Annotated in this window: 10 protein-coding genes; 1 reads left to right on the forward strand and 9 read right to left on the reverse strand. The window is 50.3% G+C overall.

Annotated features, from left to right (window positions below; genetic code table 11):
- The first annotated feature begins 268 nt into the window (after positions 1-268).
- The gene (locus ACYVJM_RS23665) at positions 269-730 is read left to right on the forward strand and encodes a lipocalin family protein (protein ID WP_461150713.1); all 462 of its coding nucleotides are present in this window, start codon (positions 269-271) and stop codon (positions 728-730) included.
- A gap of 82 nt (positions 731-812) precedes the next feature.
- On the opposite strand, the gene ACYVJM_RS23670 is transcribed toward ACYVJM_RS23665, so the two are convergent.
- The 9 genes from ACYVJM_RS23670 to ACYVJM_RS23710 all read right to left on the reverse strand — a co-directional run bounded on the left by ACYVJM_RS23670 (position 813) and on the right by ACYVJM_RS23710 (position 11,954).
- Positions 813-1,505 carry a uracil-DNA glycosylase family protein gene (locus ACYVJM_RS23670; RefSeq protein WP_461150714.1) on the reverse strand — a complete coding sequence of 231 codons (693 nt, stop codon included), beginning with the start codon at positions 1,503-1,505 and terminating at the stop codon, positions 813-815.
- 107 nt (positions 1,506-1,612) lie between these two features.
- On the reverse strand, positions 1,613-2,716 hold the full coding sequence (locus ACYVJM_RS23675) for a vWA domain-containing protein (RefSeq protein WP_461150715.1): 1,104 nt from the start codon (positions 2,714-2,716) through the stop codon (positions 1,613-1,615).
- 279 nt (positions 2,717-2,995) lie between these two features.
- A complete protein-coding gene (locus ACYVJM_RS23680; RefSeq protein ID WP_461150716.1) occupies positions 2,996-3,934 on the reverse strand; it encodes an aspartate carbamoyltransferase catalytic subunit in 939 nt (312 codons plus the stop codon).
- Positions 3,935-4,071: 137 nt separating this feature from the next.
- Positions 4,072-5,496, reverse strand: a complete 1,425-nt coding sequence (locus ACYVJM_RS23685; RefSeq protein ID WP_461150717.1) for an arylsulfatase — start codon at positions 5,494-5,496, stop codon at positions 4,072-4,074.
- Between the two features lie 243 nt (positions 5,497-5,739).
- A complete protein-coding gene (locus ACYVJM_RS23690; RefSeq protein ID WP_461150718.1) occupies positions 5,740-7,308 on the reverse strand; it encodes an alpha-amylase family glycosyl hydrolase in 1,569 nt (522 codons plus the stop codon).
- Positions 7,309-7,423: 115 nt separating this feature from the next.
- A complete protein-coding gene (fsa, locus tag ACYVJM_RS23695; RefSeq protein ID WP_461150719.1) occupies positions 7,424-8,083 on the reverse strand; it encodes a fructose-6-phosphate aldolase in 660 nt (219 codons plus the stop codon).
- 95 nt (positions 8,084-8,178) lie between these two features.
- A complete protein-coding gene (xylA, locus tag ACYVJM_RS23700; RefSeq protein WP_461150720.1) occupies positions 8,179-9,510 on the reverse strand; it encodes a xylose isomerase in 1,332 nt (443 codons plus the stop codon).
- Between the two features lie 283 nt (positions 9,511-9,793).
- Entirely contained in the window at positions 9,794-10,495 is a 702-nt protein-coding gene (locus ACYVJM_RS23705; protein WP_461150721.1) for an NUDIX hydrolase, read from the reverse strand.
- Between the two features lie 415 nt (positions 10,496-10,910).
- Positions 10,911-11,954 (reverse strand): endo-1,4-beta-xylanase, encoded by a 1,044-nt coding sequence (locus ACYVJM_RS23710; RefSeq protein WP_461150799.1) that lies wholly within the window; start codon positions 11,952-11,954, stop codon positions 10,911-10,913.
- Positions 11,955-12,536: the final 582 nt, after the last annotated feature.

Genomic DNA, 12,536 nt, shown 5'->3' on the forward strand with positions numbered 1-12,536 from the left:
GCAGAGACTATCGTTTGGCAAACCGGCTCGTTAACGAGCCGGTTTTTTGTTTGTTGGCCGGAATCTGGTTGTGGCAGGTGTCGGCCAACAAACGCTTCATTCACTTCCTGCACCAGTTCATCCAGTCTAAACGACAAGTCAGGCAGACTGCCCCTAACGAGGCTTCTTTGGCTCTCTACATTTGTATAGAACCAAATAAAACTCAAACAAATACTTTACGAACATGATGCATGTAAGTCGTTTACTCGCTTGGGCATTCGTTATAACGATGCCATTATGGTTTGGCAGTTGCAAAAAGAGCGAGAGCAATGGCGGAGATCCGGTGACGCCAAACTCAGTAGAAGGAAGTTGGAAGATTTCGGGTATGAAGCTGTCTGACGGGAAGACAACGCAGGACTATCTGGCCCTGATGAAAGCCTATGCCGGTGAAGATGTGGTTGCCTGCCTGACCGATATAACGTTCACCCTGAAAGGCAATGGTACCGTAACGGGTACCGATTCGCCAAAGTGCAAGTCCAATGGCGCCGACGACTACAACCCCGTTGGGAAGCAGGCTACCTGGAAAACAGCGGGAAACAAGCTGACGATCACCGGTGAGGATGGGCCTTCTACCTACGATTATACCGTAAATGGAAACGTAATGACCTGGAGCATTCTGGAAAAGGATGACATTGATGGCGATGGTGTTGAGGAAACCTACACAACCACGGTCGAATTCAAACGGGTATAAACCACCCATCAGGTACACGCTATTTCCACACCCCGACTAAGCAGCCAAAAGACCCGCACAGATGTGCGGGTCTTTTGGCTGCTTAGTCGGTACATTCATGCAGGGTAGCAATGTAGCTCTCCAGGTATGCAGGCATAGCCTTGCTTTTGTACTGAAGAATATAACGTGGATGGTCGAGGGTAACGATCCGCTCGAAAAAGCCTTGCTGATCGTTCAGTCGACGTAAATACGTTTCGTTTTTACGCCCCAGACAAACGGCCACGCGCCTGTTGCCGCCGAACTCGAGTTGCGTGCGAACGGTGTCGGTGATGGCTGGCCAAAGGGATTCGGTGGTGGCCCGGTCATCGTAAAAGTTATAGTTTTTGGGGCCGGTGCCCGGCGCGGCTTTGGTGAGTGCCAGCGGAAACAGAGAGGTCAGGAAAAAGCGTTCATAGAATGCCTTCGCACCACCAAACGCATCGACAACCTGATAGATGAACCGGCTCGACAACTCAGGTGTATCAGGTAGGTCGTTTTCGATACCACAATACCGGCGCAGGTTTTGGGGTGTCGTGAAGGAAATTCCCGTTACGCCCGCACCAAATCGCCCCGGATTGATGCCCATTACAAATACACGCGGGGTGTTATCGGTAAAGAATTTCGTGTAAAACTCCGCCACGATTGCCTTTACATTCGGCTGTTGATAGGGATTCATGACACCTATGTCGGGCGGCAGATTGGTCGGAGCCGCCAGCGAGTTGTAATATGAAATGGCTTTGTCGGCGAAAGTTGTCATTGTTTTTTGTCATGCTGACGAAGGAAGCATCTTCGGGGTTAGCAAACAATACCTTGTGTATCCGAAGATGCTTCCTTCGTCAGCATGACAAAAAACGCATTAGGTACTTACTTGATATTTTTCCGGCGGTTGCGCTGGAAATCTTCGAACATCATATTGCCTAATCCCTGCAAACCGCTGTAATAAGCCCGGCCATTGTTAACCTTGGTAAATTCCTGCACAAACTGTTTCAGGTAGGGGTCCGAAGCAATCATGAACGTCGTGATGGGAATCTCCAGCCGACGGCATTGAGCAGCCAGTGTCAGGGTTTTAGTAACAACTTTGCGGTCGAGACCGAATGAGTTCTTGTAGTATTTGATGCCTTCTTTCAAACAGGTCGGTTTCCCGTCCGTAATCATGAAGATCTGCTTGTTCTTATTCTTCCGCCGACGCAGCAGGTCCATGGCCAGTTCGAGCCCGGCTACGGTATTGGTGTGGTAAGGACCAACTTCCAGATAGGGAAGCTCTTTGGCCTGAATTTGCCAGGCATCGTTACCGAACACCACAATATCGAGGGTGTCTTTCGGGTACTTCTGCTTGATGAGTTCTACCAGCGCAAGAGCAACCTTTTTAGCGGGCGTAATCCGGTCTTCGCCGTACAGGATCATCGAGTGGCTAATGTCGATCATCAGCACCGTCGATGTTTGCGTCTTCTGCTCCTTTTCCGTCACTTCCAGATCGCGTTCCATAAGTCTGAACTCGTCAACACCGCTGTTGATCTGCGCGTTTTTGATGGATTCGGTCATGGAGATCTGTTCCAGTGTATCACCGAACTGGTAAGTACGGAGATCACTGCTCAACTCATCCCCCGTTCCGGTATAAGGGGTGTTATGGTTCCCGCCCGATTTAGACCGTTTAAGTTTGCCGAAAATCTCTTCCAGCGCGCTGCGTCGAATCGTCTGTTCGCTTTTGGGCGTCATCACGAGCTTGCCTTCCTGGTTCTCTTCGGTCAAATAGCCTTTTTCTTTGAGGTCGTCGAAGAAGTTGCCGATACCGTATTTGTCATCGGTAAGGCCATACTGCCGGTCGAGCTGGCTCATCCAGGACATTGCCTGCTCTACGTCGCCGGAAGTAAGGAGCAGCAACTGCTGGAAGATATTCAGCAACTGGTCGAATTTGCTGCCTTCCTTTTGTTCGGGCGGTATGTAATCAGAAAATTGAAAGCCTTTCATAAGAATCGTCGTTTGTAGAGCCGCAATACCTTGCGGCTTTGGTAGGTGTCAGCAATACAGTTGCCCATAGAAAGGATGATACCAACGTATTGTCTGAACAGTGTGGTCAGCAGATTTGTTCGGTCTGCCACAACTCAATCGTGTTTATCAAATATAACGATAAAATGTGTGATAGCGATCAGGGATTATTGGCAGAAAGGTGCTTTCAAACGCCTTCTCTGCGAGATATGACGTTTAAAAGCACCCTTCTGTTCACAGCCTTACCGACCGTTTGTTTACCTATAATTGCGCCAGCAGATACAATACTGCCATGCGAACGGCCACACCGTTTTCGACCTGATCGAGAATAATGGAATGCGATGAATCGGCCGCGTCGGAGGTTAGTTCGACGCCCCGGTTGATGGGGCCGGGGTGCATCAGCACAATGGGCCGGTCCAGCTCATCGAGCATCTGTTTCGAAATGCCGAAATACAGTGAATATTCCCGAAGTGAAGGGAAATATTTGATCTGCTGCCGCTCCAGCTGGATGCGGAGTACGTTGGCGACATCGCACCAGGCCAAAGCGGCCCGAACGTCGTGCCCTACTTTCACACCCAGGGCTTCAATGTGTTTCGGAATCAGTGTTTTGGGGCCGCAAACCATCACTTCGGCGCCCTGTTTCTGCAGGCAGAAAATGTTGGACAGCGCCACCCGTGAGTGCGTAATATCGCCAATGATCGCAATGCGTTTTCCCGCCACATCCCCCAGCTTCTCACGGATGGAGAAGGAGTCGAGCAGGGCCTGGGTTGGGTGTTCGTGGGTGCCGTCGCCCGCGTTGACAACATTGGCTTTTATGTGTTTGGTCAGGTAGTGAGGAGCACCGGGGCTGCTGTGGCGCATCACGACCATATCGACCTTCATGGCCAGAATATTATTGACCGTATCCAGCAGTGTTTCCCCTTTCTTGACCGAACTGCCCGAGGCCGAAAAATTGACAACATCGGCCGACAAACGTTTCTCCGCCAATTCGAACGAGAGCCGGGTTCGGGTCGAATTTTCGAAAAAAACGTTGGCAATGGTCACGTCACGCAGGGAAGGAACCTTCTTTATGGGACGATTGATGACTTCTTTAAATTGACTGGCCGTGTCCAGAATAAGTTGAATGTCGGACTCGGTCAGGTCTTTGATACCCACCAAGTGTCGGACACTGAGGGAAGTTCGATGGGTCGATTGGGCCATGAGAGCAGTATAACTATAAATTGGGCAAAGATAGACCGGAACCCGTTAAAGAAAAACGGCTCTGGAGGGTTCGCTATGGAATGAGGGCTCCCGGCAGGTGAATTCTGGCTGTTTAGTCAGGGAGGAGGTACGGTTAATTACCGCTTGGCAAAGGGAAAAATGGTGGATTCCATATGCGATTCGTTCATCAGCTTGATGAGGTAGCGGGCTTTGTCAGGAAATTTATTCGCCAGATTGTGGCTCTCGAACGGATCTTTGGCGAGATCGTACAGTTCAATGGGGCCATTTGGATTACCCGCGGCCTGCAACCGAACAGCTTTCCAGTCACCCTGGCGGATGGCCTGTTTGCCGCCACCTTCGTGAAATTCCCAATAGAGGTAATCGTGTTTTCGCTGAACACCTTTACCGGTTAAGGCCGGTACAAACGAAATACCATCGATTCGGGTCGGTAGTTTAGCCCCGGCCAGTTCGGCAAAGGTGGGTAGCAAATCCCAGAAGGCACCCACAAAATCACTTTGGGTCTTGGGTTTGATCATACCGGGCCAACGAGCGACAAACGGCTCTCGGATGCCGCCTTCGTACAAATCCCGCTTTACACCACGAAACCCGCCATTGCTATTGAAAAACGTAGGGTCGCCACCGCCTTCAACGTGCGGCCCGTTGTCGCTGGTGAAGATGACGAGTGTATTTTTGTCGAGTCCTTTTGCTTTCAGTTTGGCGAGCACCTGCCCTACATAGAGATCGAGTCGGGCCACCATGGCGGCATAAGCTGCGTGCGGGTAGGCCTGTGAAGCATAGCCGCCCGTTTTGGCATTCGGCCCGTAATCGGCTCCGGTATAGGGTTTTTCGGTGAACTTTCCTTTGTAACTGGCAAACAGGCTGTCATCCGGCGGAACAAGTTCGGCATGGGGCAGGGTATAGGGCAGGAACAGGAAAAAGGGCTGCCTTCCGGTGCGTTTGTCCAGGAAACGCAGGGCCTGTTTCTGGATAAGATCGGGAGCAAATTCATTGGTCTGATTGAGGTTCTTGTTGGCTGCCAAGACCACTTTCTTATCATTGTCCCAGAGGTGATTCGGGTAGTAGCGGTGCGCTAGCCCCTGACAATTGTACCCATAAAACCGATCGAATCCCTGCTTTAACGGGTCGCCTTCGGAGCCCACCGGTCCAAGGCCCCACTTGCCAAAAGCCGCAGTCGTGTAGCCTGCCCGCTTCAGAATTTCGGCCATTGTCAGCACCGAGTCGGCAATAGGCTGCTGGCCTTCGGGCTGAACTTCCCGATTGCCCCGAATGTAAGTGTGCCCCGTATGCTGGCCCGTCATCAGCGCAGAACGTGAAGGAGCACAGACCGTAGTGCCTGCATAAAACTGACGGAACTGAACACCTTCTGCTGCCATCCGGTCGATATTGGGGGTCTTGATTAAGTTCTGCCCATTTATACCTACATCGCCAAAGCCCAGGTCATCGGCCAGAATAAAAACAATATTGGGTCGACTGGCTTTCTGGGTTTGTGCCTGCAACCCGCCCGACACGATTAGCAGCAGCCCTATTAAAAATTTAGTCATTATGAAGTGGTGTTATTGGACCAGCGTAAACAATACGCTGACTTGATGTATGGTGTGTCAATAATCCGTCAAGAGCCGGTTCGGCAAAACGGCTTCCCAGGTAATAAAGGCTGCAAACAGGAAGTTATACGGCTTTTTTTGCCTTTTTTTAAAAAAATCGATGCGTCTGTTTCGGGCATACCGTCACAGTAGCTGCCGATCCGGGTCGAACAACTGAGTCTACTAACCTAAATGCCAGCGGGTTTACTCGATAATGGTACAGCCATAACCCGGAATGGTTACGCGGTCGCCAACGAACGAACTACCGGGAATCGTTTCAAAAACTACACATCGGCACCAGTCCTCATTGGGCGAGAAGACGACCTCAATGGGTTTACGCGTCAGGTTATGGATAACCAGAACGCAGGGACCACCACCCGGTCGCTGCCGACTGAAGGCAATGATGCCCTTCTGACGAATACCCGTTGCTACCAGCCGACTTAGGTTGTCATTCAAAATCGGGTGACTATTTCGAAAGTGAATCAGTCGTTTGTAGTGATTAAACAGCGAGTCGGGGTCGCTCTGCTGTTGGGCCAGTGGCCGCACGGTCTGGCTGGTGCTGTACTTGCCCCGACGCCAGCGGGTGCGCTGCGTGTCATTGGCCCGAACATCCCATAAAAAGGGTTCCCGGATACTTTCGTCGGGTTTCATGCCCAGCATACCAATTTCTTCCCCGTAATAAAGATAGGGGAGGCCCGGAAGCGTGAGTAACAGGTTAGCCGCCACTTTCAGGTGTGTCAGGTTGCCTTTGAGCAAACTGCCAATGCGATTTTGATCGTGATTCGACAGGAGCAGTGCATCGATAAACTCCGGATTGACCGTCGCGAAAGTATTGTGAACATACGTCAGGTACTCGACCAGGTCCTCTGTATCGTTCTCCCGCCGAACGATTTCGGCAATCATCAGCTGCAGGTCGAAGTTGAAGTTGGCTTTCAACCCCCGGAAATACGGTGCAATGTGTTCCGGTCGGGTCCAGACTTCGCCGACGGTGTAGGCACCGGGTTTGGCGGCTTCTACAATGCGCCCGAACTCCTGCCAGAATTCATGGTTTTTAGGCTCTTCTGCTTCCCGGTACAAATGCCGGGCGGCATCAAGCCGGAATCCATCGACTCCGATCTCGTTGAGCCAGTAACGGGCAATGGTAAAGACCTCTTCCCGAACGGGCCGGTAGTCGAAATTAAGGTCGGGCATACCGCTCCAGAACATACCGTAATATCTTTCCGGATAGGTGGCCCCAGCTACTGCATGCCATGGGTTTTTCTCGCCCGAATCGGCTGTAATGTCGCGGGTGGCCAGTCTGCGCCGTTTGATCTCCTCCGGCCGCAGCCATTTATAATACTGCCAATAGGGGTTGTCGGGGCCTTTGGCCGCTTCCTGAAACCACGTATGCCGGAGGCTGGTATGGTGCAGAACGAGGTCGATAATAACCGCAATGCCGCGTTGGTGGGCTTCGGCAATGAGTCGTTTAAAATCGTCGAGGGTACCGTATTCAGGGTCGATGCCGTAATAGTCCGTAACGTCGTATTTGTGATAGGTTGGCGATGGACTGACGGGCATGAGCCAAATGGCCGAGACACCCAGGTCTTTCAGGTAATCGAGTTTACCGGTTACACCGTTCAGGTCGCCGATGCCATCACCGTTGGAATCGGCGAAGGAACGAACGAAAATTTCATAATGGACACCCGAAACGCCTGTGCGTATCTGGCTGACGGGTAGTTGATTAGCCAGCGTGCCGGCCTGCATTTTTATTACTTCGGTACGATCAGCGTGCATTCAATGGGAAATTGCTATGTAGTAGCAAACCGAGAAAAACGCCGATGAGTTTAAAAAGCAACCGGTCAACTACCATTGCGGTCAGTCCGGAAGCAGAGGTAAATTGTCAGCTGATTCAGCTATTAACCTTTTTGTAGTCGCTGAGGAATTTCTCAAGACCACTATCGGTCAGCGGGTGTTTCAGCAGGGCTTTGATGGCGCTTAGCGGCCCGGTAATGACATCGGCTCCAATCTCGGCGCATTTGACAATGTGCATCGGATGCCGGACGGAGGCCGCCAGAATCTGCGTATCGAAGCTGTAATAGTTCCTGTAAATAGTCCGGATCTGGGCAATGAGCGCCAGTCCATCCGTCGATATATCGTCCAGACGACCGACAAAGGGGGAAACGTACGTAGCGCCTGCTTTGGCCGCCAGCAGCGCCTGCCCGGCCGAAAAGACTAATGTGCAGTTGGTTCGTATATCTCTTTGACTGAAGTATTTGATGGCTTTGATGCCTTCTTCAATCATCGGAATTTTTACAATAATGTTAGGGTGTAGGTCGGCTAGTGCTTCACCTTCGCGCACCATTCCCGCAAAGTCAGTAGCAATCACTTCGGCCGAGATAGGGCCGTCCACCAGTTTACAGATGTCTACGTAATGTTTCAGGACACGATCCTGCCCCATGATGCCTTCTTTAGCCATCAAGGATGGATTCGTCGTTACACCGTCGAGGATACCCAGTTCAACGGCTTCCTGAATTTCAGCCAGATTGGCTGTATCGATGAAAAATTTCATGGCTAATACCGGTAAGAGTCAGGGTGGAAGAGTAAACTGATCTGACTGCTACCTATCCGCGGATAGGTAGCAGTCAGAATTAAGCGGAACGATACTTAGATGTACTGATTGATAATGCTTTCGAGCCATTCCTGCTTACCGCTGCGGAGTTGTGGTTCGCCATTTTCCATGGTATAGCTGCGGAGGTCTTCGAGCGTTAGTTTGCCTTCCTCAAACGCTTTACCGTGGCCGCCATCAAACGAGGCATAACGCTCACTGCGGAATTTGAGGTAATCCGACTCTTTCAGGATCGTATCGGCTACAATGAACGAGCGGGCAAAGGCATCCATACCGCTGATGTGTGCTACGAACATATCTTCCAGATCGGTCGAATTGCGACGTACTTTGGCGTCGAAGTTGATGCCGCCGGGCTTGATGCCGCCTGCCTGGTGAATGACAAGGGCCGCTTCGACCAGTTCGTACAGATTGATCGGAAACTGGTCGGTATCCCAGCCATTCTGGTTGTCGCCCCGGTTGGCGTCGATGCTGCCCAGCATACCCGCGTCAGCGGCTACCTGTAGTTCATGATCGAAGGTATGGCCCGCCAGGGTGGCGTGGTTCACCTCGATATTCAGTTGAAAATCTTTGTCCAGACCGTACTGGCGCAGGAAGCCGATAACGGTAGCGGCATCATAGTCATACTGGTGCTTGGTAGGCTCCATAGGCTTTGGCTCAATGAAAAACGTGCCTTTAAAGCCTTGCTTACGTGCATAATCGCGCGCCATGGTCAGGAACTTCGCCAGGTGCTCCACTTCGCGCTTCATGTTGGTATTGAGCAGCGACATATAGCCTTCGCGACCACCCCAGAATACGTAGTTTTCGCCACCCAGTGCAATCGTTGCGTCAATGGAGTTCTTCACTTGTGTACCCGCGTAGGCCAGCACCGCAAAGTCGGGGTTGGTCGATGCGCCGTTCATGTAACGGGGATTGGAAAATACGTTGGCCGTACCCCAAAGCAGCTTTACACCACTTTCTTTTTGCTTCTGCTGCCCGTACTCGACAATAGCCTGCAGGCGTTTCTCGTATTCGGTTGCTGTAGGCGCTTCATCGACCAGGTCGACATCGTGGAAACAATAGTAAGGTGCACCTATTTTGGTGATGAATTCGAAGGCGGCATCCATCTTCAACTTAGCCCGAACAACGGCGTCGTTATCCTGATCCCAGGCAAAAACGCGTGTACCGGGTCCAAATGGGTCACCACCGGTTCCGGTGAATGTATGCCAGTAGCTAATGGCAAACCGTAGCTGCTCGCGCAGGGTTTTTCCACCAACGATTAAATCCGGATTGTACCATTTGAACGCAAGTGGATTTTTAGAGGCACGGCCTTCGTAAGCGATGGCATCAATACCGGGGAAGAATTCCTGGTTGCCCAGCGTGATCGTTGACATGAGTTGAAAGAGTTTTACCACTTCTGTTTAGTAGTGTAAAGTTGACACTTATTATTTAAATGTCAAATTGACACCTACTATTTTTTTCAAAATAATAGCTTGATGGCCGGCGCCGTGTCGTGTGTGTCGTGTTTGTGGTTTTCCGAGCGTGTGGGTCCTCAAACCCGACACGCTCGCGTTAGTTAGTTATAGCAGTTCTAAGAACCCAATACCACAGCTAAGAGCAATACGATGGCGGTAAGTAAATGATGCAATGATCTGTAACTTGTTGACCCATAATTAGTTACCCAATGGCTTCCGAGTTAGGTATGAAGTTCAGGAAGGAGGAGGTAAGCTGCTGGTATTTAGCCAGATCGACCTGGTAATAATAGGCTCCTTTTCTGGAAAACCCTTTCTGTTTCTCGTCTAGTTTGATGAGCAGATTCGTAGACAGGATCTTCCGGCTAAAGTTGCGCTTATCGAAGTCGGTGTTGTAGATCGCATCATACAACTTCTTAAGCTGGGGGAGGGTAAACTTTTCGGGCAGTAGTTCAAAGCCGATGGGGTGCTGGGCAGCTTTGTAGCGTAATCGTTTGATGGCCAGGTCAACCATGTCGCCGTGGTCGAACAGCAAAGGCGGTAAATCGTAAATGGAGAACCAGCGAGCCTGGAAACGCTCGGAAATCTTCGACTCATAATCCGCTACTTTGACCAGCGAAAAGTAAGCCACGGAGATGGTTCGGACAATGGGATCGCGGTGGGGTTCTCCGAATGCATAGAGCTGTTCCAGGTATACATTGGTGAGGCCGGTCAGGTCAAACAGAATCCGGGCGGCTGCCTGCTCCAGACTTTCATTGGGTTGGAGCCACCCGCCCATTAACGACCAGGTCTGTTCTTCAAGACCCCGTTTAACCAGCAACACTTTTAAACTCTCTCCATCGAAACCAAAAATGATGGAATCCAAAGCCAGCAAATACGGCTGCTGTTGTTTGTACTGTTCAACCATTGACAACTACCTGCAAGATACGATGATACAATCGTCTGCAAGCTACATAATTCAGGTTCTTTGTCCGTTAATCGGGGAGCGGATTTTCGTTCTGTACCGGCAATCCGACCGATTAGCCAGGTGAACAAGATGAATGGCCGCGTAGCAGACGAATGTTTGCAGCGCTGGGTTGTTGTGAACTCGATAGGCGTTCCGTAGGTACGCAACCCGTACCAATGGTTGCGTGCCTATGGAACGCCCGGTAAATCAAAAGCCCACTTCGGTTGCTGCAAATAGTTCTTACTTACGATACTTAACCGGTTGGTAATCAAATTCAAATGCCCGTTGTTCGCGTCGGCTGGACTCCGGTTTGATGTTCAGGGCTCCGGAGAGTGGCTGGTTTCCCCTACTCCTGAACGCAACGTCAGCAGATAGTCTAGAATTTAACGACGCTCCAAAATGCTTTCTTAGGCTGGTAATTCTGGTCGAACAGAAGAGGGTAATCTTTGCGGCCCGGAACGGGAAAATTATCGAGCCAGGAAGTTTTGTCGGATACATTCCAGAAGGTAACGTTCGTAATTGTCTTCTTATGTTTCCGGAACACATCGAACAGCATTTTATAGTGAGCTGCCTGCTTTTCGTTCATTTCGGGCGTAAACTCACTGGTATCCGTCGGTCTTTTTTCCCGGCGTTCGTGCTCTTTCGGATAAACCGATACGTCTAATTCGGTTATCTGTACGGCTAGTCCCAGGCTGGCAAACTGCTTAATGGATGTTTCCAGTTCCTGAATAGTAGGCTCGTATATAGACCAGTGCCCTTGTAAGCCAACGCCGTGAATGGGAACCCCTTTGCTGGTCAGCTTTTTGACCAACTGGTAGATTTTGGCTCGCTTTGCCGCATTCTCAGTATTATAGTCGTTGTAGTACAAACGGGCCTCCGGGTCGGCCTGGTGCGCGTATTCGAAGGCTTTCTCGATGTACTCATCCCCTAGAATTTCATAGAATTTGGATTTACGATATACACCGGTACCCGTGTCGGGTACGGCTTCGTTAACCACATCCCAGGCGTATATCTTTCCTTTGTACCGGGTTACCACATCCGTGATGTGTCGTTTCATCCGACTTAAGAGCAGCTCTTTGCTCACTTGCTTACCGAGCGAATCCGTGAAAAACCAGCGGGGCGCCTGGCTGTGCCAGCATAGATTGTGCCCACGGACTTTGATGCCATTTTTCTGCGCAAACTCAACAATAGCATCGGCATCCCGCCAGGCATAGCGATTTTCTTCGGGGTGGATAGGCCCCATTTTCATAGCATTTTCGGGCGTAACACTGTTGAACTGCTGGATAATCAGATCCGCTTCCGGTCCTGTCAGGTTGCGCGGTGCTACGGCCACACCGATTGGGAAGTATTTTTTATAGACTTCTTTTAACGTAGGTTCGGCGGTTGGCCCGGGATTAAGCCCCATTGCGAGCAACCCCATGCCGCCCAGCAGCAATGTAACGCCAAGCTGATTTTTAACGTAACGTAGTTTTTTCATACGAGCATTTGCAGAGTATGTAATTCGTGTAAGTGATCTTCCTTTTTTTTGGGGCATCGGGTCAAAAAACAGACCTCCTATCAAGAGACAGGAGGCTGTAGGCCTATACCTATGATGAGAAAGAGAAGTGCTACTTATAAAAGGTTACCTAGCCTGGTGTCCTTTTATTGTCTTATTTTCAGTATAAAGTTCCTGCTAATTTTTATAATTGCAACCGATTGCACTAATTTTTTGAGAAAAAAATATAGATTTACATTCGGATTGACAGCCTCTGTTAGCCATTTCGCTTCATACGGAGACTGGCGGATTGATTGTGGAGCGTGGGGTTAGGTGAAAAACTTGTTAATTGATAGTCTCACTAAGTTGATTTGAAGCGCATCTACGAAAAGAATCAGAAAACTTACTGTCTAATCTGTTGTCTTTTAGCTGGTTGTTTTATTTTTATTGGTTTGTTTATTTTTGACTTCAACCGATTGCATTAAAAGTCGTGTGGTATACACACAGGTTTGTACTGTAGTCGGCTTA

This window comes from Spirosoma pulveris (genome assembly GCF_054781875.1).